22 protein-coding genes and 1 tRNA gene are annotated in these 21212 nt (G+C 66.5%); 9 read left to right on the top strand and 14 right to left on the bottom strand.

Annotated elements, in window-relative coordinates; genetic code table 11:
• The first annotated feature begins 52 nt into the window (after positions 1-52).
• The 5 genes from A9K58_RS17195 (at position 53) to A9K58_RS17215 (ending at position 7387) form a co-directional block, all read left to right on the top strand.
• Positions 53-1153 carry an efflux RND transporter periplasmic adaptor subunit gene (locus tag A9K58_RS17195; protein ID WP_065200496.1) on the top strand — a complete coding sequence of 367 codons (1101 nt, stop codon included), beginning with the start codon at positions 53-55 and terminating at the stop codon, positions 1151-1153.
• The gene (locus A9K58_RS17200; protein ID WP_065200497.1) at positions 1150-4275 is read left to right on the top strand and encodes an efflux RND transporter permease subunit; all 3126 of its coding nucleotides are present in this window, start codon (positions 1150-1152) and stop codon (positions 4273-4275) included. The genes A9K58_RS17195 and A9K58_RS17200 overlap by 4 nt, the downstream gene beginning before the upstream one ends.
• Complete coding sequence (locus A9K58_RS17205; RefSeq protein WP_065200498.1) at positions 4268-4864, top strand: GNAT family N-acetyltransferase; 597 nt, start codon at positions 4268-4270, stop codon at positions 4862-4864. The genes A9K58_RS17200 and A9K58_RS17205 overlap by 8 nt, the downstream gene beginning before the upstream one ends.
• 180 nt (positions 4865-5044) lie before the next feature.
• On the top strand, positions 5045-6553 hold the full coding sequence (locus A9K58_RS17210) for an alanine/glycine:cation symporter family protein (RefSeq protein WP_065200499.1): 1509 nt from the start codon (positions 5045-5047) through the stop codon (positions 6551-6553).
• Positions 6554-7387 carry a TrmH family RNA methyltransferase gene (locus A9K58_RS17215; RefSeq protein WP_065200500.1) on the top strand — a complete coding sequence of 278 codons (834 nt, stop codon included), beginning with the start codon at positions 6554-6556 and terminating at the stop codon, positions 7385-7387.
• 63 nt (positions 7388-7450) lie between these two features.
• Here the strand turns inward: A9K58_RS17215 and A9K58_RS17220 are convergent, their stop codons facing one another.
• From A9K58_RS17220 to A9K58_RS17235, 4 genes are all read right to left on the bottom strand, one after another.
• Positions 7451-8872: a M28 family peptidase gene (locus A9K58_RS17220; RefSeq protein ID WP_065200501.1), complete on the bottom strand. Its 1422-nt coding sequence runs from the start codon at positions 8870-8872 to the stop codon at positions 7451-7453.
• Between the two features lie 209 nt (positions 8873-9081).
• Positions 9082-9486, bottom strand: a complete 405-nt coding sequence (gene mscL, locus A9K58_RS17225; protein WP_065200502.1) for a large-conductance mechanosensitive channel protein MscL — start codon at positions 9484-9486, stop codon at positions 9082-9084.
• Positions 9487-9540: 54 nt separating this feature from the next.
• Positions 9541-10257 carry a fumarylacetoacetate hydrolase family protein gene (locus A9K58_RS17230; RefSeq protein WP_065200503.1) on the bottom strand — a complete coding sequence of 239 codons (717 nt, stop codon included), beginning with the start codon at positions 10255-10257 and terminating at the stop codon, positions 9541-9543.
• A 75-nt stretch (positions 10258-10332) separates the two neighbouring features.
• Positions 10333-10614 (bottom strand): hypothetical protein, encoded by a 282-nt coding sequence (locus A9K58_RS17235; RefSeq protein ID WP_065200504.1) that lies wholly within the window; start codon positions 10612-10614, stop codon positions 10333-10335.
• A gap of 178 nt (positions 10615-10792) precedes the next feature.
• Between A9K58_RS17235 and A9K58_RS17240 the strand changes: the two genes are divergently transcribed.
• On the top strand, positions 10793-11128 hold the full coding sequence (locus A9K58_RS17240; RefSeq protein WP_065200505.1) for a Rieske (2Fe-2S) protein: 336 nt from the start codon (positions 10793-10795) through the stop codon (positions 11126-11128).
• 313 nt (positions 11129-11441) lie between these two features.
• Here the strand turns inward: A9K58_RS17240 and A9K58_RS17245 are convergent, their stop codons facing one another.
• The 4 genes from A9K58_RS17245 to thiS form a co-directional block, all read right to left on the bottom strand.
• Positions 11442-13289 (bottom strand): SLC13 family permease, encoded by a 1848-nt coding sequence (locus A9K58_RS17245; protein ID WP_065200506.1) that lies wholly within the window; start codon positions 13287-13289, stop codon positions 11442-11444.
• Between the two features lie 27 nt (positions 13290-13316).
• Positions 13317-14051: a tRNA (guanosine(46)-N7)-methyltransferase TrmB gene (gene trmB / locus A9K58_RS17250; RefSeq protein WP_065200507.1), complete on the bottom strand. Its 735-nt coding sequence runs from the start codon at positions 14049-14051 to the stop codon at positions 13317-13319.
• Complete coding sequence (locus A9K58_RS17255; RefSeq protein WP_065200508.1) at positions 14051-14845, bottom strand: thiazole synthase; 795 nt, start codon at positions 14843-14845, stop codon at positions 14051-14053. Before A9K58_RS17255 ends, trmB begins: the two co-directional genes overlap by 1 nt.
• A 74-nt stretch (positions 14846-14919) precedes the next feature.
• Complete coding sequence (thiS, locus tag A9K58_RS17260; RefSeq protein WP_065200509.1) at positions 14920-15120, bottom strand: sulfur carrier protein ThiS; 201 nt, start codon at positions 15118-15120, stop codon at positions 14920-14922.
• Between the two features lie 206 nt (positions 15121-15326).
• Here thiS and A9K58_RS17265 point away from each other — a divergent pair, with 206 nt between their 5' ends.
• The 3 genes from A9K58_RS17265 (at position 15327) to A9K58_RS17275 (ending at position 18320) form a co-directional block, all read left to right on the top strand.
• Entirely contained in the window at positions 15327-17180 is a 1854-nt protein-coding gene (locus A9K58_RS17265) for an autotransporter domain-containing esterase (RefSeq protein WP_065200510.1), read from the top strand.
• Positions 17181-17341: 161 nt separating this feature from the next.
• Positions 17342-17415, top strand: a tRNA-Gly gene (locus A9K58_RS17270).
• A 140-nt stretch (positions 17416-17555) separates the two neighbouring features.
• Positions 17556-18320, top strand: a complete 765-nt coding sequence (locus A9K58_RS17275; protein WP_065200511.1) for a DUF4760 domain-containing protein — start codon at positions 17556-17558, stop codon at positions 18318-18320.
• Between the two features lie 125 nt (positions 18321-18445).
• On the opposite strand, the gene A9K58_RS17280 is transcribed toward A9K58_RS17275, so the two are convergent.
• The 6 genes from A9K58_RS17280 to A9K58_RS17305 are packed head-to-tail and all read right to left on the bottom strand — an operon-like array spanning position 18446 to position 21143.
• The gene (locus tag A9K58_RS17280; RefSeq protein WP_065200512.1) at positions 18446-19486 is read right to left on the bottom strand and encodes a tyrosine-type recombinase/integrase; all 1041 of its coding nucleotides are present in this window, start codon (positions 19484-19486) and stop codon (positions 18446-18448) included.
• 1 nt (position 19487) lies between these two features.
• Entirely contained in the window at positions 19488-19685 is a 198-nt protein-coding gene (locus tag A9K58_RS17285) for a DUF4224 domain-containing protein (protein ID WP_065200513.1), read from the bottom strand.
• A gap of 1 nt (position 19686) precedes the next feature.
• Positions 19687-19980, bottom strand: a complete 294-nt coding sequence (locus A9K58_RS17290) for a hypothetical protein (RefSeq protein ID WP_065200514.1) — start codon at positions 19978-19980, stop codon at positions 19687-19689.
• On the bottom strand, positions 19977-20561 hold the full coding sequence (locus A9K58_RS17295; RefSeq protein ID WP_065200515.1) for a hypothetical protein: 585 nt from the start codon (positions 20559-20561) through the stop codon (positions 19977-19979). The genes A9K58_RS17290 and A9K58_RS17295 overlap by 4 nt, the downstream gene beginning before the upstream one ends.
• The gene (locus A9K58_RS17300; RefSeq protein ID WP_065200516.1) at positions 20558-20842 is read right to left on the bottom strand and encodes a hypothetical protein; all 285 of its coding nucleotides are present in this window, start codon (positions 20840-20842) and stop codon (positions 20558-20560) included. The genes A9K58_RS17295 and A9K58_RS17300 overlap by 4 nt, the downstream gene beginning before the upstream one ends.
• Complete coding sequence (locus A9K58_RS17305; RefSeq protein ID WP_065200517.1) at positions 20832-21143, bottom strand: hypothetical protein; 312 nt, start codon at positions 21141-21143, stop codon at positions 20832-20834. The genes A9K58_RS17300 and A9K58_RS17305 overlap by 11 nt, the downstream gene beginning before the upstream one ends.
• Between the last annotated feature and the right edge of the window lie 69 nt (positions 21144-21212).

Here is a 21212-nt window from a genome sequence, read left to right on the forward strand (position 1 = left end):
TTTTGCGGGCCCTTGCCTACACTCGGCGGCCGTGGATCAATCAGGACCGTTCATGTTGGCTCGTATCGCTTCGACCCTGGCCCTTGGCCTCAGCCTGGCCGTGCTGGCCGGGTGCGCAGGCAAGCAGGAGTCCGCCGCGCGCGGGCAGGGCGAAGCCGTGCCGGTCACCGCGCAGATCGTGCAGCCCATGCCGTGGAATGACACCCTGCAGGCGCTCGGCACGGCGAAGGCGCGCGAGTCCATCAGCGTCACCGCCAAGGTCAGCGAGATCATCGAGAAGGTGCACTTCGAAAGCGGCCAGCACATCGCTGCCGGTGCGCCAATCGTGACCCTTCGCGGGCAGGCCCAGGAAGCCGCACTGGTGCAGGCCCAGGCCACCTTCCATGAGGCCGACCAGCTGTACAGGCGTCAGCGCGAGCTGGCCGCGCAGCGCCTGGTGTCCAGCGCCACGCTGGATACGCAGAAGTCGATCCGCGATGCCGCTGAAGCGCGTGTGATGGAGATGCAGGCAGACATCGGCGACCGCCGCGTGCGCGCGCCGTTCGCCGGCGTGCTTGGCATCCGCCAGGTCAGCCCCGGCTCGCTGGTGACGCCGACCACAGTGATCGCCACCCTCGACGACATCGAGCACATGCACGTCGATTTCCAGGTGCCGGAAGTGGAACTGGCTGCGCTGGGTGTGGGTGACAAGGTCAGTGCCACCAGCGTGGCCTGGCCGGGCCGCACCTTCGAAGGCGTGGTCAGCACCATCGACGCACGCATTGATCCGGCCACCCGCGCGGTGACCGTGCGGGCCGATTTCGCCAACGCCGACCATGCGCTGCGCCCGGGCATGCTGCTGGATGTGCGCCTGTTCCGCCCTGAACGCCCGGCGCTGGTGGTTCCGGAGATCGCCGTGGTGCAGGTCGGTCGCGATACCTTCGTGTATCGCATCAAGGCCGACGACAGCGTCGAGCGCGTGGACGTCACCACCGGCGCGCGCCGTGCCGGCGTGGTCGAGATCAAGCAGGGCCTGGAAGCGGGCCAGCGCATCGTGGTCGATGGCACCGGCAAGCTGCGCCCCGGCCTGAAGGTCGATGCCAGGGATGCGGCGCCGGCCGGAGCTGCCAAGCCGGCGGAAGCACCGGCGACGGCCGGGGGCCACGGCGGATGAAGCTGTCCGACGTTTCCATCCAGCGGCCGGTGTTCGCCGTGGTGATGAGCCTGTTGCTGGTGGTACTGGGCATCATGTCGTTCACCCGGCTGACCCTGCGTGAACTGCCGGCGATCGACCCACCGATCGTCTCGGTGTCGGTGGACTACACCGGCGCCTCGGCGGCGGTCATCGAGAGCCGTATCACCCAGGTGCTTGAGGACGCGCTGGCCGGCATTGAGGGCATCGATACGATCAACGCCCGCAGCACCAACGGCCGCTCGCAGGTCAGCATCGAATTCACCTCCAACCGCGATATCGAAGCGGCGGCCAACGACGTGCGCGATGCGGTCAGCCGCGTTGCCGACCGCATGCCGGAAGAGGCGCGGCCACCGGAGATCGCCAAGGTCGAGAGCGATGCCGACCCGATCATCTGGTTCAACATGGTGTCCTCGACCATGGACACGCTGGAACTGAGCGACTACGCCGACCGCTACGTGGTCGACCGCTTCTCCAGCCTCGATGGCGTGGCCCAGGTGCGCATCGGTGGCCGCCAGCGCTATGCAATGCGCATCTGGCTGGACCGCGACCAGCTGGCCGCACGCGGGCTGACCACCGGCGACGTGGAAACCGCGCTGCGCAACGAGAACGTGGAACTGCCGGCCGGCCGCATCGAGTCGACCGATCGCGACTTCACCCTGCGCGTGGAGCGCAACTACATCAAGCCCGAAGACTTCGCGACCATCCCGCTGGGCAAGGGCCGCGACGGCTACGTGGTGCGCATGGGCGACGTGGCGAAGATCGAGCTGGCCTCGGCGGAACGCCGCGCGTACTACCGCAGCAACGGCGAACCCGGCATCGGCCTGGGCATCGTCAAGACCTCCACCGCCAACTCGCTGGACGTGGCGCGCACCGCGCGCGCCGAAGCCGAGCGGGTGGCGCTGACCCTGCCCAAGGGTACGCAGATCTTCGTCGCCTTCGACAACACCACCTTCATCGAAGCGGCGGTGGACCGCGTGTACGCCACGCTGGTGGAGGCGATGATCCTGGTGCTGGCGGTGATCTGGCTGTTCCTCGGCAGTTTCCGCGCCGCGTTGATCCCGGCGGTGACGGTGCCGGTCTGCCTGGTGGCGGCGTTCATCGCGTTGTATGCGTTCGACTTCTCGATCAACCTGCTGACCCTGCTGGCGCTGGTGCTGTGCATCGGGCTGGTGGTGGACGATGCGATCGTGGTGGTGGAGAACGTGCAGCGCCGCATCGACCTGGGCGAACCCCCGCTGGTGGCCTCCAAGCGCGGCACCGCGCAGGTCGCCTTCGCGGTGATCGCCACCACGGCGGTGCTGGTGGCGGTGTTCCTGCCAGTCGGTTTCCTGGAGGGCAACACCGGGCGCCTGTTCCGCGAGCTGGCGGTGGCGTTGGCTGCCGCCGTGGCGTTGTCCGCGTTCGTGGCCCTGACGCTGACGCCGATGATGGCCTCCAAGCTGCTCAAGCCGCATACCGGACAGGCGCCACGCGGGCTGCATGGCTTCATCAACCGCAACCTGGAGCGCCTGGCGGGCGCCTATGGGCGGGTGCTCGATCAACATGTCGACCGTACCTGGATCTACCTGCTGGTGATGGTGGCTGCGCTGGCCGCCAGCTGGGGCCTGCTCAAGCTGCTGCCATCGGAACTGGCGCCGGCCGAAGACCGCGGTTCGTTCCAGATCATGATCGACGGCCCGGAAGGCGCCGGCTACGACTACACCGTGCAGCAGGTGCAGCAGGTAGAGGCACTGCTGGCCCCGCATGTCGGGCCCGACAAGCCGATCGTGCGCGCCAATCCGCGCGTGCCCGGCGGGTGGGGCGCCAGCGAGGAAATGCACACCGGGCGCGTCAGCGTCTTCCTGCAGCCGTGGCGCCAGCGCAGCGAAGATACGCCGGAAGTCGCCAACGAACTGCAGAAGGAGCTGGACACCATCCGCGGCGTGCGCGTGCGCACGCAGGTGGGAGGGGGCCTGGTGCGCAGCGGTGGCCAACCGTTCCAGATCGTGCTCGGCGGCCCGGAATATGGCGAGATCGCACAGTGGCGTGATCGCATCCTGCTGCGCATGGCCGACAACCCCGGCCTGGTCGGCCCGGACTCGGACTACAAGGAAACCCGGCCGCAGATGCGGGTCAACATCGACCGCCAGCGCGCAGCCGACCTCGGCGTGCCGGTCACTGCGATTGGTTCCGCACTGGAAACCATGATGGGCTCGCGTCGCGTCACCACCTTCGTCGACAACGGCGAGGAATACGACGTGCTGGTGCAGGCCGGCCGCGATGGCCGTGCCAGCCCGGCCGACCTGGCCGCGATCCGTGTGCGCGCAGACTCCGGCGAACTGGTGCCGCTGTCCAACCTGGTCACGCTGAGCGAGGTGGCCGAGGCCGGCACCCTGAACCGCTTCAATCGCCTGCGCTCGATCACCATCAGCGCCGGGCTGGCGCCGGGCTATCCGCTGGGCGAGGCGATCGCCTGGGCACAGGATGTGGCCCGCGAGGAACTGCCGCAGTACGCGCAGGTGAACTGGAAGGGCGAGTCGCGCGAGTACCAGAGTGCCGGTGGCGCGGTGCTGCTGACGTTCGCCATGGCCCTGCTGGTGGTCTACCTGGTGCTGGCCGCGCAGTTCGAGAGCTTCATCCACCCGTTGACCATCATGCTGACCGTGCCGCTGGGCGTGCTCGGCGCGCTGGCCGGGCTGTGGGTGAGTGGCGGCACAGTGAACCTGTTCAGCCAGATCGGCATCGTCATGTTGGTCGGCCTGGCGGCGAAGAACGGCATCCTCATCGTCGAATTCGCCAACCAACTGCGCGACGACGGCCGCAGCGTACGTGCGGCGATCATCGAATCGGCCATGGTGCGCCTGCGACCGATCCTGATGACCTCGATCGCCACCGTGGTCGGTGCCATCCCGCTGGTCGTGGCCGGTGGTCCGGGTTCGGCCAGCCGTGGCACCATCGGCATCGTGATCATCTTCGGCGTGACCCTCTCGACGTTCCTGTCGCTGTTCGTTGTGCCGGCGTTCTACGCGCGGCTGGCGCCGTACACCCGTTCGCCGGAAGCAGTGAAGCGCGAACTGGAGAAGCAGGAAGCGGAATCGCCGTCGGTGGGTGGCCATGCCTGACCGGCACGCCGACGGGGTTGGATCAGGGGTCGGATCCCTTTCCGGAACGGAAAGGGCTCTGACCCCGCCACTGCAGGGTGAAGGTTTCCAGCTGCGCCCCTGGCGCCAGGATGATCTGGACTCGCTGCTGCGCCACGCCAACGATGCCGACGTCTCGCGTGGCCTGCGCGACCGTTTCCCGTACCCGTACACGCGCGAGGATGGCGAGGCCTTCCTCGCTGGCCGCGTGCTGGCCGCCGGCACCCTGAACCTGGCCATCGAGATCGACGGCCAGGCCTGCGGCAGTATCAGCGCCCAGCAGGGCGTGGCCGAGCGTGGGCATACCGCCGAACTGGGCTACTGGCTGGGCCAGGCCTACTGGGGCCAGGGCCTGATGACCCGGGTGGTCGGTGTGTTCGCGCCTTGGGTGATGGACGAGCTGCGCCTGTTCAGGTTGCAGGCCACGGTGGTCGACTTCAATCTCGGCTCGGCCCGGGTGCTGGAGAAGAACGGCTTCCAGGAAGAGGGCGTGGAGCGCTGCGCGGTCTACAAGCGGGGCGTGCTGCACGACCTGCGCCGCTTCGCCCGGGTACGCACGCAGCTGCCCTGAACGCGCGGGCTGGCCGCTGTAGAGCCGAGCCCATGCTCGGCTGCCCTCGGGGGCCCAAGCCGAGCATGGGCTCGGCTCTACAAAACAGCGCTACCGCAGCGGCCTTCGATCAGGGAGAATCGACCGGTCCCCTCCAGCCGACGGGACGTCCTTACAACCCGCCGACTGGAGAGAGCGCGCGTGGAAGCAACCGTACACTTCATCAACAGCATCATCTGGAGCAAGGCACTGATCTACGTGTGCCTGGGCGCCGGCCTGTTCTTCAGCCTGCGCACACGCTTCATGCAGCTCCGCGGCTTCCTCGAGATGTGCCGCCTCACCGTCAGGGGCGAGAAATCCGAGGCCGGCGTATCGTCATTCCAGGCCCTGGCCATGTCGATGGCGGGCCGCATGGGCATCGGCAACATTGCCGGCGTGGCCACCGCCATCGCCTTCGGCGGCCCCGGTGCGATCTTCTGGATGTGGGTGATGGGCTTCCTCGGCGCGTCCACCTCGTACGTGGAATGTACCCTGGCCCAGATCTACAAGACCAAGGACGCCGAAGGCCGCTACCGTGGCGGCCCGGCGTACTACATCGAAAAGGCCATGGGCCTGAAGTGGTACGCGCTGGCCTTTGCCGTCGCCACGATCATCGCCGCCGGCTTCCTGATGCCGGGCGTGCAGGCCAACGCCATCGCCGACAGCATCATCAACGCCTGCCGCGGAACGGCCCTGTGCGGACCGCTGGACGGCCAGGCATTCGGCATGGAATCGGTGCAGGCGCTGAAGCTGGGTATCGGGATCGTCGTGGCGCTGCTGCTGGGCGTGGTGATCTTCGGCGGCGTCAAGCGCATCGCAAACTTTGCCGAAGTGGTGGTGCCGTTCATGGCTGCCGGCTTCATCCTCACCGCCGTCGCCATCATGGTTACCAACTATGACCGCGTGCCGGAAATGTTCGGCATCATCTTCAAGAGCGCCTTCGGCACCCATGCCGCGTTTGGCGCGATGATGGGCCTGGCGGTGGAATGGGGCATCAAGCGCGGCATCTATGCCAACGAAGCCGGCCAGGGCTCGGGTCCGCATGCAGCGGCCGCCTCGGAAGTCTCGCACCCGGCCAAGCAGGGCTACGTACAGGCTTTCGCCATCTACTTCGACACCATGATGGTGTGCACGGCCACTGCGTTCCTGATCCTGGCCAGCGGTACCTACAACGTGTATTCGCCGGTGCCGGGCGCCGCGCCGATCTTCCAGGGACTGGCCGGGGTGCCGGAAGGTGCCGGCTATGCGCAGGCCGGCGTGGAAGCGGTACTGCCGGGCTGGGGTTCGGCGTTCGTGTCGATCGCCATCTTCTTCTTCGCCTTCACCACCATCATGGCGTACTACTACATGGCCGAGACCAACCTCAGCTATGTGAACCATAACCGCAAGCGTCCGCTGACGGTGCTGGTGCTGCGCCTGGGCATTCTCGGCATGGTGGTGTTCGGCGCATTCCACAATGCGACCCTGGCCTGGGCGCTGGGTGACATCGGCGTGGGCCTGATGGCGTGGCTGAACATCATCGCCATCCTCATCATCCAGAAGCCGGCGATGCTGGCCCTGCGGGACTACGAACGACAGAAGAAGCTGGGCCTGGATCCGGTGTTCGACCCCGATGCCCTGGGCATCAAGAACGCCGATTTCTGGCGCCAGCGCAAGCAGGAGAGTGTGTAAGTGAACAACCCGTGGAACAACCGCCGCCCGTCCGCCCGTCCGCCGCGCGCAACACCGTTGCCGCGCCCGGAGGTGCCGGCCACGGGCGGTGGCGGGCGCGGTGGCAGCGACGAACTGCGCCTGTACGGCCTGAATGCCGTGCTGGCCGCGTTCGAAGCGCGGCCGCAGGCGCTGCGCAAGCTGTACCTGCTGGAAGCACGCATTCCGCGCCTGCAGCCACTGTTGAAGTGGTGCGTGGCCAACCGCGTGGGCTACCGCGTGGTCGAGGACGGTGACCTCAACAAGCTCGCTGGTACCACCCACCATGAAGGGGTGGTCGCCGACGTGCTGCGTGCGCCGGTGCTGCCGCTGGCGCAGTGGCTGGAGCAGGTTGGTGACGGCCCGGCGCTGGCGCTGTGGTTGGATGGCGTGGGCAATCCGCATAACCTCGGCGCGATCCTGCGTTCGGCCGCGCACTTCGGCGCCAGGGCGCTGCTGCTGCCGGCCGGCAGCACGCTGGCGTTGTCCGGCGCTGCTGCGCGGGTGGCCGAAGGCGGGGCAGAGGCCGTGCCGCTGGTGCAGCTGCCGGCCAATCCCCAAGCGGTGGCGCAGTTGCGGGATGCCGGGTTCGGTCTGGCGGCGACCCTGGTCGAGGGCGGTGACGATGTATTCCGTGCATCGCTGCCGGCCCGGCTGGTCTATGTGATGGGGGCCGAAGGCGAGGGCATGGACCGCAGCCTGGCGGGTGAGTGCGATCTGCGGATCTCCATTCCCGGCAGCGGCGCGGTCGAGAGCTTGAACGTAGCGTCAGCCACTGCGGTGCTGCTGGCGCAGTGGGCGAGCCGCCAAGCCTGAACCCCTGACCGGGGTCAGATCCCTCGCCCAGGGCAAGGGGGCTGACCCCACGGCGTCACCGCCTCATTCGTTCGGCGGCGTGGTCGCCTTGGCCTCGCTGCCAAAGCTGCCGTCGGCTTCCGCCGCCAGATACGCGAACACCGTGTACGCCGCCACGTTCTGCGCCAGCGCCTTCGGGTCGATCTTGTCGAGCGTGTCGTCGGCGGTGTGGTGCAGGTGGAAGTAGTCCGAGCCATCCTGCGCCAGCCATGCCCAGGCACCGCCCTTGGCCGCCAGCGGGCCGACGTCCGGGCCCGGTCCACCCTTGTCGGCCTGGTACTCGATGCCCAGCGGCTTCATCACTTCGGCGATCTGGCGGGTCGCCTCGCGCGAGCCCTGCGGATTCGGCGAGCCGGTGTTGAACGCATAGATTCGGCCGGCACCAAAATCGCTCTCGGCGGCCAGCTGGTGCAGCGCCACATCCTTGGCATGCGCTTCGGCGTAGGCCTTGCCACCGTACAGGCCCTGTTCTTCGTTGGCGAAGGCGATCACGCGAATGGTGCGCTTCGGTGCCTGCCTGAGCTGGCCGATCAGGTGGCCCGCGGCCATGGTGATGCCCACGCCCGCGCCATCATCGACGGCGCCGGTGCCCAAGTCCCAGGAATCCAGGTGGCCGCCGATCACCACCACTTCCTTCGGCAGGCTGCGGCCGGTGATCTCTCCGATCACGTTGTACGACGTCGCCGTGCCATCCCAGCCGCAATCCAGCGCAATCTTCACGGTGGTGCTGCCACGGGCCAGCAGGCGCGCCAGCTGGTCGGCATCGGGCACTGACAGCGCGGCCGACGGCACCGGGACCAGGCCTTCATCGAAACGGGTGATGCCGGTGTGCGGCACGCGGTGCGAGTCGGTACCGGCCGAGCGCATCAGGAAACCGACGGCGCCCTTGCGGATGGCCTCGGAAGGACCCTTGCTGCGGATCGCGCCGCCGCGGCCGTAGTCGCGGCCATCGCGGAACGGCAGCATCTGGTAGTCAACAAAGGCGATCTTGCCCTTCAGCGAGCCCGCCGGTGCCGCCTGCAGTGCGGCCAGGTCGGCAAAGCGCACCACTTCCGCTTCCACCGTGCCGCCCGGGCTGCCGCCCAGTGCAGTGATCTGCAGCGGCTGCGGGTTCCTGCCGGTCACGGCGGCGTGCTCGCTGCGGCGCTCCCACTTCGGGAACGTCACCGGCTCCTTCCACACCTTGTCGAAGCCAAGTGCCTTGAACTTGGCCTCGGCCCAGGCCACGGCGCGGGCGTCGGCTTCGCTGCCGGCGATGCGCGGACCGATCTCGGTGGTGAGCGATTCGACCACCTTCCAGCCGGTGTCATCGGCCAGCGCCTGGTCGCGCAGCTGGGCTGCGGTGGCCAGTGACGCCGGGGGCAGCGTGGTGGCGTGCGGTGCTGCGAAGGCCGGGGCGGCCAGCAGGGCGAGGGAGGATGCGATGGCAAGGACGCGGCGACGCATGGACAGCTCCGGGAAGGGACCAAGCCTGGGAGCTTAACAGTCGTTCAGCGCAGCGCATGGGCGGGAGGTCATGGCCAGCGCGGATGTTGTTTTCCACCACGTCCGGCAAAGCGAAAGCCCCGCCGGGGCGGGGCTTTCGCCTGCTTCTGTAGATCCGAGCCCATGCTCGGCCCTACAGGTGGGAGGGGCGCCAACGACGCCCCGTACCCTTATTTCTTCAGGCTGTCGCGGATCTCGCGCAGCAGCACCACTTCTTCGGCCGGTGCGGCCGGTGCCGCTTCCTTCTTGCGCGACAGCCGGTTGATCGCCTTGATCACCAGGAAGATCGCGAAGGCAACGATGATGAACTGGATGACGGTGTTGATGAAATCACCATAGCCGACCACCACGGCCGGGATCTCCTTGCCATCCGGACCGATGCTGGCGGGAGACAGGGTCCAGGCCAGGTGCGAGAAGTCCACACGGCCAATCAGGTAGCCCAGCGGCGGCATGATGATCTTCTCCACCAGCGCGGTCACGATCTTGCCGAAGGCCGCGCCGACCACCACGCCGACGGCGAGGTCGATGACGTTGCCGCGCATCGCGAATTCCTTGAACTCGGTGAGCATTCCCATTGTTGTTTTTCTCCGGAGGGGAAGTGGACAGCGCGCAGGGTAGCGCAGGTGATGTCAGCCGGCGATCACGCCGTGGCGTTCGGCCACGTTTTCCAGGCGCGCGCTGAAGCGGTCGCCTGGCTTCAGCGCGGCTACGCCGGACGGGGTACCCATGAACACCAGGTCGCCTGCGCGCAGCTGCCACAGCTTGGACAGCTCATGCAGGATCTCCGGTACGTTCCAGATCATCTGGTCGAGCAGCGCCTGCTGGCGCACCTCGCCGTTGACTTCCAGCGACAGGTTGAGCGCGGCCAGCTCGCCCACTTCGGCAGCATGGACGATCTCGCTGATCGGCGCCGAGGCATCGAAGCCTTTCGCCGCATCCCACGGGTGGCCCTTGTCCTTGGCGGCGGCCTGCAGGTCGCGGCGGGTCAGGTCCAGGCCGACGGCGTAGCCGTAGACCAATGCATCGGCGTCGGCCACGGCCAGCTCACCGGCAGGCCCATCGCGGCCGATCGCCACCACCAGCTCCACTTCGTGGTGCAGGTTGGCGGTCGCCGGCGGATAGGGGATGGCATCGTCGTGGCCGACCACGATCGCATCGGCCGGCTTGCTGAAGAACATCGGCCGGCCGCGGTCATCGGCCGCTGGCACTGCTGCGCCCATTTCGCGGGCATGGTCGGCGAAGTTGCGGCCGACACAGTAGATGCGGTGCACGGGGAAACTGCCACCACCGGCTACCGGCACACGCGGCAGGGCTACGGCGGGGATCACATCGGAGGCATCAGGCATGCGGGCATCCAGGAAGGGCGTGCCCGCAGTCTAGAACGCATGGCGCCCGCCGTCAGCGGGCGCGGAAGGCGTGGATCAGCGCGAGGCCGGCAGTATCGGCTTGCGCACCACGCGGTACTCGCCCTCGACCACGGTCGGGTCGGCGGGACGGGCGGTGCCCGGCTTCCGCGACGCCAGCAGCTTCCAGGCCAGGCCGGCGAGGATCATCGCCGCACCCACGAACACGCCGATGAACACCATTGCAGCCAGGATTGCCAGGCCGAGCAGGCCCACGGCAATGCGCACCAGCGGATGACGCGGCTTGCGCGGCGCGAACAGGGTGCGGAACTGGTTGACGGCGGATGCGCGATTGAACATGGCGGCTCGATAGGCTGGGATCAGCGAAACCAGAGTATCGGGACGCGCCACTGTCATTGAGTGAAAAACTCGTTAAAAATAGCAGGTGTCTATTACGGATCAATGACTTGTATTCATGTCGCAGCCAGTCACCTGAGTGGGCGTGCGACAATGCCGGTTTGATGCCCGAGCGTTTGCCATGAATACCGCTGCCGCCTTGATTGCTCTTGATGCCATTGCCGAGGGGGCGTTTGCCGAGGTCGAAGCCGTGGTTGATGGTGATGCCGAATCGCTGCTGCTGTACCGCGACGGCACGCAGGTGCGCGCGTTCCTGAACATCTGCCCGCACGCCGGCCGCCGCCTGGACTGGGCACCGGGCCAGTTCCTGAAGAGCCGCGAGGGCCACCTGGTATGCGCCGCGCACGGTGCCTCGTTCGCGCTGGACAGCGGCGACTGCATCGCCGGCCCGTGCAAGGGCGATCGCCTGCGTGCGGTGCCGGTGGACGTGCGCGACGGGCAGGTCTACCTGGCTTGAGGCCAGAAGCAGTCGAGCACGGCTCGACGCTACAAAAGCCGTGTCGACCAAGGTCGACAGCTACCAGAGCGAGATCCGTGCCGACCAACGGTCGGCACCCACCACCCGCCGCGTGAAACTGTCGAAGGCGGGCTGGGTCCGGTTGCGGGGGTGTCCGCGGCATGGATGCCGCGGCCAAGCCCCCATGGACGGGTTCACGGCGTCCCCCGCAACCGGACCCACCCCGCCATCCCACGGAATGCCAGCCTTTGACGTTGACGTTGACGTTGATTCGGCGGGTGCAGGGCGCAGCCCTGCCAACAAACCCCAACCCTCAGAACATCAGGTTGATCATCAACACCACCACGCAGGTGTAGATCAGCGACAACGGGCCGCCGACCCGCCACATCTCGCGCGGGGTGTAGTTGGCCGGGCCCGTGATCATCGAAATCACCGGGTTGGAGGCCGTCATCAGGTTGTTGGACGCGGACAGCGCCACGATCAGCGCGAACGCGGTCGGATTGCCGCCTGCCGCCAGCGCCAGGTTCACCGCAATGGGCACCATCACGATGGTCGCGCCTACGTGGCTGATCACCAGCGAGAACGCCGTCGTCAGCAGCGCCAGCGCCACTTCCAGTACCCACAGCGGGATGCCGGTGGGCAACTTGTCGATGGTATGGCCGGCCACCCACGCCGCCGCGCCGCTGGAATCCATCGCCCAGCCAAGCGGAATCAGCCCGGCCATCATGAATACCGTCTTCCAGTTGATCGAGGCATAGGCCTCGTCCATGCGCAGCACGCCGGTCAGCAGCATGCCGGCCACGCCGGTCATCAGCGTCAGCGCCACCGGCAACTTGCTGGTCAGTGCGATCAGGATGGTCAGCGCGAAGATCGCCATCGCGATCTTGAACTTGTGCGGGCGCTGCTCGCCGGTGGGGTAGTCCGTCACCACCACGAAGTCGCGGCTGCGCGCGGCCTGCGCCAGGTCGGTCCAGATGCTGTGGAACACCAGCATGTCGCCGGCCCGGAGCGGCACGTCACGCACGTCCTCGCGGATCACCTGCTTGTCGCGGTTGATCGCCAGCAGGCTGATCCCGCGCTCCTTGCGCAGGCGCAGGTCGGCCGCGCTCTTGCCGATCACGTTCGAGGTTGGCGGTACCACGGCCTCGGAAATGCCGGCACGGCTGGGATTGAACAGATCACCCAGGTGTTTCAGGCGCGAGGACATGCGCAGGAACTGGTTCTGTGCGAAGTCGCTGATCTGCTCGCGCGGGCCCATCGCCCCCAGCACGCTGCCCACCCAGATGCGCATTTCGGCAGGCGGTGCCAGGCGGGTGTCGTTGCCGGTCTTGAGCGCCAGCAGCAGCGGCGCATCGTGCAGGTTCTCGGCCTCGCCCAGGGTCATGCCGACCAGTGGGCTTTCGGCGCTGACCACCAACTCGTACACATCGCCGTCGATGCCATAGGTCTTGGCGAAGTAGCTTTCGGTACGTGCCGGGGTCACCCCGTCGTTGACCAGGTTTTCTTCCTCGATCAGCTTGCGGTCGCCGTAATAGCGGAAGTACAGCAGCGAGGCCACCAGCAGCGCCACGCCGATCGGCAGCGGCGCGAACATGCGCAGCGGCTCGATGGTGGCCAGGCCGGAGGGCAGGTTGTTGTTGGCCGAGGCCAGCAGGTCGTTCAGCAGGATCAGCGGCGAGTTGCCGACCATGGTCAGTGCGCCGCCCATCACGATCGCTGCCGAGATCGGCAGCAGCAGCCGCTGCAGGGTCAGCCCCGTGCGCGCCGCCAGCCGCGAGGCGACCGGCAGGTACAACGCCATCACCGACGGGTTCTGCATGAACGACGAGTTCAGGCCGGCGATGGCGGTCGTCATCATCAGCAGCCGTTGCTCGACGCCATGGCCGCGCCGCAGCAGCCAGGCAGCCAGCCGGTTCAACGCCCCGGTGCGATCCAGGCCGGCGCCGAGGATGGTGGTGGCGATGATGCTCATCACCGCATTACCGGAGAAGCCGCCGAAGATTTCTTCCGGCGCGATCAGGCCGGTAACGCCGAGCACCACCAGCACCACCAGTGCAACCACATCGGCGCGGATGCGCTCGAACAGGAACATCGCCATCGTGAAGCCGACCAGCCCGAGCACGAGCTTCATGTCGTTGGTCAGCGTCAGCGCGGTATCCATGTGGGGCGCGGCGTCCTCGGGCGATGATCAGGTGCGGTCGTACAGCAGGTCCCAGACACCATGGCCGAGCTTCTGGCCGCGGGTCTCGAAGTGGGTCTGCGGGCGCCAGTCCGGGCGCGGCACGCTGCCACGGGGGCCGGCGCGGTTGACCAGGCCCGCAGTGGCGTCGAGCACGTCCCACATCTGCTCGGCGTAGTCTTCCCAGTCGGTCGCACAGTGCAGGCGGCCGCCCGGGCGCAGCTTGCGCACCAGCAGCTCGGCGAACGCCGGTTGCAGCAAGCGGCGCTTGTTGTGGCGCTTCTTGTGCCACGGATCCGGGAAATAGATGCGCACTTCGTCGAGCGCGCCGTCGGCGATCTCGTTCTGCAGCACTTCCACCGCATCGTGGTGGTACAGCCGCACGTGGTCGGCGTTGTCCTCGGCCAGCGCGTTCAGCAGCCGGCCCACGCCCGGGGCATGCACCTCGATGCCGATGTAATCGCGCGCGGGATCGTGCTGGGCGGCGAAGCGCAGCGCAGCACCGTTGCCGAAGCCGATTTCCAGCACCTTGGGCGCCGGGCGACCGAAGGTGGCGTCCAGGTCACGTGGCTGCCCGGTGTAGTCGATGCCGAAGCGCGGCCAGCGTTCGTCGAACGCGCGCTGCTGGGCGGGGGTGAAGCGACCCTGGCGCAACACGAAGCTGCGCACCTCGCGGCGGCCCTCGCTCACGGTGAAGGGCTTGGGCGGAGCCTTGGAACCGGCACTATCGAATGGATTGGTCATCAGCCGATCAGCCCATCCACCGGGGAGGAGGCACTGGCATAGCGCTTGCGCGGAATGCGCCCTGCCAGGAACGCCTCGCGGCCGGCCTCGACCGCCTTGCGCATGGCGCTGGCCATCAGCACCGGGCTGCGCGCACCGGCAATGGCGGTGTTCATCAGCACGCCGTCGCATCCCAGCTCCATCGCGATCGCCGCGTCGGAGGCGGTGCCCACGCCGGCGTCGACGATGATCGGCACCTTGGCGTCTTCGATGATCTGCAGCAGGTTGTACCTGTTCTGGATGCCCAGGCCCGAGCCGATCGGTGCGGCCAGCGGCATCACCGCCACGCAGCCGATCTCCTCCAGGCGCTTGGCCAGGATCGGGTCGTCGGAGGTGTACACCATCACTTCGAAGCCGTCCTTGACCAGCTGTTCGGCCGCCTTGAGGGTCTGTACCACGTCCGGGTACAAGGTCTTCTGGTCACCCAGCACTTCCAGCTTGGTCAGGTTGTGGCCGTCCAGCAGTTCACGCGCCAGCCGGCAGGTACGCACGGCGTCCTCGGCGGTGTAGCAGCCGGCGGTGTTGGGCAGGATGGTGAAGCGCTCCGGCGGCAGCACGTCCAGCAGGTTCGGCTCGCCCGGGTTCTGCCCGATGTTGGTGCGGCGGATGGCCACGGTAACGATCTGGGCGCCTGCAGCCTCGGTGGCCAGGCGGGTTTCTTCCAGATCCTTGAACTTGCCGGTGCCGGTCAGCAGCCGCGAGCCATAGGTCTTGCCGGCGATCACCAGCGAATCGGGGGAGACATGAACGTTCATGGCGCGATTATCGCTTATCCGCCTGAAGATGGGGTCACGCAGAAACCTGGGGTCAGATCCGACCCCGCGCAGCCTCACCCCCCGCCCAGCGCGTGCACGATCTCCACCACGTCGCCTTCGGCCAGGACATGTTCGCTGTGACGGCTGCGGCTGACGATCTCGCCATTGACCTCCACCGCTACCCGGCGTTGCAGAAGCTGCTCGGCCTGCAGCAGATCGTGGAGGGTCGCCGAGGCGGGCAGGGTACGGGGTTCGCCGTTGAGCTGGATGTTCATCGCCGCATTGTCGCCGATGGCCTGCGGGGATCGGAACCCTTGCAAATGTCGTTGATCGCCAGCCCCGGCACAGCGTGGGCCAGCGCGCTCAGGCGACAATCCATGCGGCGGCGCAGCGTGAGCAAAACGCGGCGCAGTGAAACCATTCACCGTGCGCCGGCGTACGTGCGCCGGGTCCTCAACGATATCCCCACAGGAGTTTTTTCATGCTGCTCAGCAAACGCCCGATCCGCACCCTGATGGCGGCCGCGATCGCGCTGGCCGCGCTTCCGGCCATGGCAGGCGAATCCCCGTATTCCAAGGCCGTGTTCTTCGGCGACAGCCTGACCGATGCCGGCTACTTCCGCCCCCTGTTGGATCCGGGCGTGCAACCGGTCACCGGCCAATTCACCACCAACCCGGGTTGGGTGTGGGCGCAGCAGGTCGCCAACTACTACGGCCTCAACGGCGCCGCCAACGGCAACGGCCAGAGTGGCGACAACTATGCCGTCGGCGGTGCCCGGGTGTCGGTGGACGAGGCCGGTGGCCTGGGCGTGATTCCGTCGCTGAAGTCGCAGGCAACCCGCTACCTGGCCGCGAACGGTGGCAAGGCTGACGGTAATGCCCTGTACACCGTCTGGGGGGGCGCCAATGATCTGTTCGCGGCTACTCGTGCGGCGGCAGGCGGCGCGTCCCAGGCCCAGGTGCAGGGCATCATCGGCGCAGCGGTCACCGACCAGATCGCGCTGGTGGGCGCACTGAAGCAGGCCGGTGCCCAGTACGTGCTGGTACCGAACCTGCCGGATGTGGGCATCACCCCGCAGTTCCGCGGTCCGAATGCCGCCGCCGCCACCGCGCTGTCGGCCGGCTACAACAAGGCCCTGTACGGTGGCCTGAAGCAGGCCGGCATCGAGTTCATTCCGCTCGATACCTTCAGCATCCTGCGTGAAGTGACCGCCAACCCGGGCATGTACGGCTTCACCAACGTCACCGGTACTGCCTGCAGGATAGATCCGAACAACGCCACGGCAAGCATCATCGGCTGCAACCCGACCAGCTACGTCAGCCCGGATGCGGCCAATACCTACCTGTTCGCCGACGGCGTGCACCCGACCACCGCAGGTCATGCGCTGCTTGGCCAGTACGCGGTGTCGGTGCTGGAGGCCCCGCGCCTACAGCAGGTGCTGAGCCACTCGGCGCAGACCATCGGCCGCTCGCGCGCCGACCAGGTCAGCATGCACCTGGGGGGGCGCCCGGCTGACGGCCTGTCCTGGTGGGGCGGTGTCCGCGGTGACCTGCAGCGCTACGACCACGCCGATCTGTACGACGGCCTGGCCCCGGCCGGCCTGTTCGGTATCGACTGGGCCCGCGACGGCATGGTGTTTGGCGGCTTCGCCGGCTTCGGTCGCCTCAACGCCGACTTCGGCAACAGCCGAGGCGACTTCACCCAGAAGGACACCACCGCTGGTCTGTTCGCCGGCTGGTATGGCGACCGCATCTGGGTGAACGGCCAGGTCAGCTACACCTGGCTGTCCTATGACGTGAACCGCAAGGTCCAGCTGGGCCCGGCCACCCGCGAGCACGGTGGTTCGCCGGACGGCAGCAACCTGACCGCCGCCCTGAACGCAGGTTACGAGTTCGGGACCGAAGGCGGCTTCCGCCACGGCCCGATCGCCTCGGTGATCTGGCAAAAGGTGAAGATCGACGGTTACACCGAAAGCGCTGCCGCCGGCACCCTGGCCACCGCGCTGGGCTACGACCGCCAGAACGTCGATTCGACCGTTGGCCGCATCGGTTGGCAGGCCCGCTTCGATGGCGGCACCCTCAAGCCGTACGCGCAGGTGACCTACGATCACGAGTTCGAGGACACCCAGCAGGCCAGCGCCTGGCTGCAGACCCTGCCGGAACTGGGCAGCTACCGCGTGCCGGGCCTGAAGTTCGACAAGAACTACGCTACCGTCGTGCTGGGCGCCCGCACCGAACTGTTCGGCCTGCAGAGCAACTTCGGCCTGAGCGCGTCAACCGGCCAGAAGCGCGCGCAGGACGCCACCCTGTTCGCCAACTTCAGCGGCACGTTCTAATCAGCAACCGCCGGGGTCGGATCCCTTTCCGCAGGGAAAGGGATCTGACCCTTCGTGCCAGGGGGCGGATCCGTTTCCGCCAGGAAACGGCTCTGACCCCATTGCGGCCCTGCTGCCATTGCGCAACACCGGGCCAACCGCATAGACTTTCACCGCGCACTGCGGGCGTAGCTCAATGGTAGAGCTGTAGCTTCCCAAGCTACTGACGTGGGTTCGATTCCCATCGCCCGCTCCATGTCTCCCAACGGTTGGCGCTATCCTAGGCGCTCCGCAATCTTCGGGCCGCTCCGCAATACCTCCAGCTGGGTATCCTGCGTTCACACCTCGTGGACATTAATCCTCCGTGAACCTATGATTGGTGCACAGGAGGGATCCATGGATAAGTGGGGCGAATTTCTTTATCGGCATGCTTCAAAGCTGATCGCAATCGCGGTCGTTCTTGCATTTGTGTCGTTCGCTGGTGGTGTGTACTTTAAGGCGTACCAAGCGGCCTTGTTTAAGGGCGCCGAGTTGTTTGTATGGGCGGCCGGCCTAATGTCCGTGCTGCTCGTTAGACGCCAGCTTCACGCGCAAGAGGTAATCCTAGAAGCCCACCGGCAGCAGCAGGAAGAGGGGTACGAGCAGCTTCAGCGTGATCACGACTGGCGCTGTTATGCCTTCTACCACCAGCACTTCTCTGATCTGCCGGCAGCGAATTTGCGGAAGGGTGTTTACGACTTGGCGCATGCACCTGAGACACAGTTTATCGATTGTTTTTCCGATCGTGGTCGTCCGATGCCCGCTGATGTCTTGGCAAAGGTGAGGGGGAGTTCGGCTGAATGGGATTACATCCGTCCCTACCTTGACGGTTTTGAAACGTTTTGCGGCGCTATCAACGCTAAGTTGGTCGATGACGATTATGCGTTCTCACTGCAGGCAACGCGGGTGATACGGAACTACACTGTTTTTGAACCACTGATCGATGAGTATCGGAAGGCGTCGCCATCGGCTTACTGTGAGTTCTACAAGGTCGCGTACAGGTGGAAAATCCGCCTCCTGCCGGCAGAAGGTCGGGACGTTGGGGGGCTTGGTGTAGATGGAAACGGCGCCAAACCGATTGCCGGCCCCCGGAAACGGGGGGGGCTTGACCGGGCTGCATAGCCGATGTATGGTTTGCTCAACTACAAGGAGAAGTGACATGCGGGATACCACCGGTTTCTAACTTAGGTCGGCCCTGTTATTTCACGAAAGACGGCCCGGAAGGGCCGTCTTTTTTTGTGCGGGATTTAACGTGTAGGGGTCGCCTTGGAACCCCGCTTCTTTCGGACGTAGATCTCGGTCGTGGTGACCGATGAATGCCCCAGCTGGTGCTGCGCCTCGCGAATGTCCTTTGCCGAATCGGCCTTGTCCGTACCCGCTTTTGCGCGGAGATCTCGGAACTGAAACTCCCCCTTTGCAATTCCTGCTGCCTTCCGGGCCTTGTCGAACCGGTAGCGGAGCGCCGCGCGCCCTAGGGCCAGGCCGTCGTCGTCTACGATCAGCCGCGTGCTGTAGACCTTCTCTCGCCCGTTCGGGCACTTCTCCCCCTTACGTTTTGCAATCCGCTCAAGCAGCGTAGCCAGCTCGCCAGTGATCTCCATGGTGACCCGGTTGCTGGTCTTCGACTGTTGGATGACGAGGCCGCGCGCTGTGACCTGGCGCACGTCCATGGACCACACGTCGCCAACGCGCTGGCCGGTGAGGTAGGCCAGATCCATGGCGTCGCGCAGAGCTGCGTCGGCATGTGCATAGACGGCCCTGAAAGCGTCATCGTCCACGTAAACGTCGCGGCCCGCTTCCTTGTTGCGACGAATGCCCTCGCACGGGTTGGGTAGATCGGTAATGCCTTTGCCGCGCGCCCAGTTCCAGATATGCGAGAACAGCGAAACCTCGCGGTTCGCGATCACCTTCGCCTTGCGCCAATCCAGATACTGCCGGATGTTGATCGGACGGATGGCTTCAAACGGCGCTGGCGGTGCGTCAAAGTAGCTCAGCAGCGCAGTGATGCAGCGATTGTTGAGGCGCTGGGTGGTGACGGCCTTGGTAGGAACCACCTCGGCGCGGTAGCGATCGGCAACGTGCCGGAAGGTCACGACGGCCGCTGCGGGGATCGTGCTCGCGTGTTCGATCTCGGCCCATCGCTTGATGGCCACGCCGTAATCGCTGCCGAGGGGTGTTTCGCGCCTCGGCTTGCCGCCGTGGTCATAGTAGTAGTGGGTCACGCCCGACTTCTGCTTGCGTGGCCTGAACCGGGGGATTGCCCCCGGCTTACTCGGTTTCCGTCCCATTTCAAGCGACCTTGCTGGAAGTCCATGTCGTCGGCGCCTTTGGTGCATGCGCCGTTCCCTCAACGCTGGAGCGCAGCACGACCGGCCAGTCGTGCGCGTCCAGGTAGTGCTTGATCCCATTCTTGCGGAGAAATGCCGCCTGGCGCGCGCGCTGTGGCGTGCGGCACAGGCCGGTGATCTCGTCCCGCGACAAATACATGTCAGACGCCACTGGCCACCTTCCCTCCGCCTGCCATCACCAGGCGCATCTGTACGACGTTGTCGGCAACAGCTGCCGGCGACGGTGCCCGCGCGCTGCGCGCCGGACGGTTGAGCCGACGCCATGCGGCGATGGCGTTGTCGGGGTCGGCATGCTTGCTGGTCGACCTGCAGGCGCACTCGACCAGGTGACCACCGCCGGCGGAGGCGCAGCGCTTGTCGTGGATGTGGCGCGCGCGGTGGCCGGCGGCGCAGTTCGGCAACCCTTCCGGGTGGCTGATATGTTCCTGGGTCATGGCTTGTTGCACTCCTCGATGTGGGCTTCGAGCTGTTCAATCAGGAATGTGGCTTCGGTGGCCCTGCGGCGGCGCTCGTGCGTGCTGACCGGCGCCGGGCCGGCGTCCCGGATCCACTTCAGCGGCTCAAGGAACCAGCTCGGGTCGACAGGCAGCAGCTTGCGCGGGTCGGGCTTGTTGTTGGGTGGGAAGCAATCCGGCCCTGCCCAGTCCTCGCTCATCCCGCAGCGCGTGCACACCCGCCGCTGGAAGTCGTGGACCTTCTCGGGCTGGATTACGCGCGGTGTCTCGAACAGTGCGCGGACAACGAGCCCACGCTGGTGCGCAGCGTAGACGTGTCCCGCGTCGGCCTGCATCCAGCAGCCAGGCCGGTGATCGTCCTTGTTGCGGTACTCCCAGCGCACTGGCTGAGCGGTGTAGAGCGCTTTCAGCAGGGTGTCAGCCCAAGCGCGCACCTCGCGACCGTCGACAGCGGTGGCCGGATCGACACGCCGCATGGCAGAGACAACCGCGGCGACAGGCGACGATGCCTTGGTGGCCTCGACAACGGTGGCCGAGGAAACAGGAAGTGGTGTGGTCATGCGAACAGATCCAGTTGGGCCGGCGCGGCCGGCGGTGGTGCGGGTTCATCACGCAGCAGGTCGGCCATGCGGAACGTCACGGCCCACGCGTCGGTATGGCGGATCAGATACTGGTTTTCCTGGCACACAGAGATCTTTCCGGCGGAGATCAGGTAGCCGGCGTGCGCCGGGCCCGTGAATCCTTCGTACTCGATGCGCAGGATCTGCTCTCGACGCCAGCCGGCACGCAGCTTGCGGTCGAGGATCGAGCGGGCGAAGGCACGAAGCTGATCAGGGCCCATCGCTGCTTCCCTTGGGCGGAATCGGCCCGGTGTGGCGGTAGTCACGGAGCGGGTCGGTGATGAATCGGCCATGTTCTTTGCGCAGCACGCTGTATTCGGGGAAAGCGCTGTCGGGAAGATGGTCGTACGCCTCGGCCATCAGGGCGACGAAGCGTTCCTGCCATTCCTTTGGCATTGACTGCAGGGTGCGACGAGGCACCACCAGGTATGCGGCATAGGTGAGGCCAAACGCGTTCCAGATCGGGCCGTCGGAATAGGGCACCGATGCCTGGGCCGGGTTGCTGAGCAGCTGGTCAGTCATTGGACGACGCGCTCCACGTTGGCGAGGTCTTGTATGCTGAGAAGTGGGATGGCTGTGACAGGGGAGTTA

Origin of the sequence: Stenotrophomonas maltophilia, from assembly GCF_001676385.1 — a bacterium.
GTDB lineage: Bacteria > Pseudomonadota > Gammaproteobacteria > Xanthomonadales > Xanthomonadaceae > Stenotrophomonas > Stenotrophomonas maltophilia_J.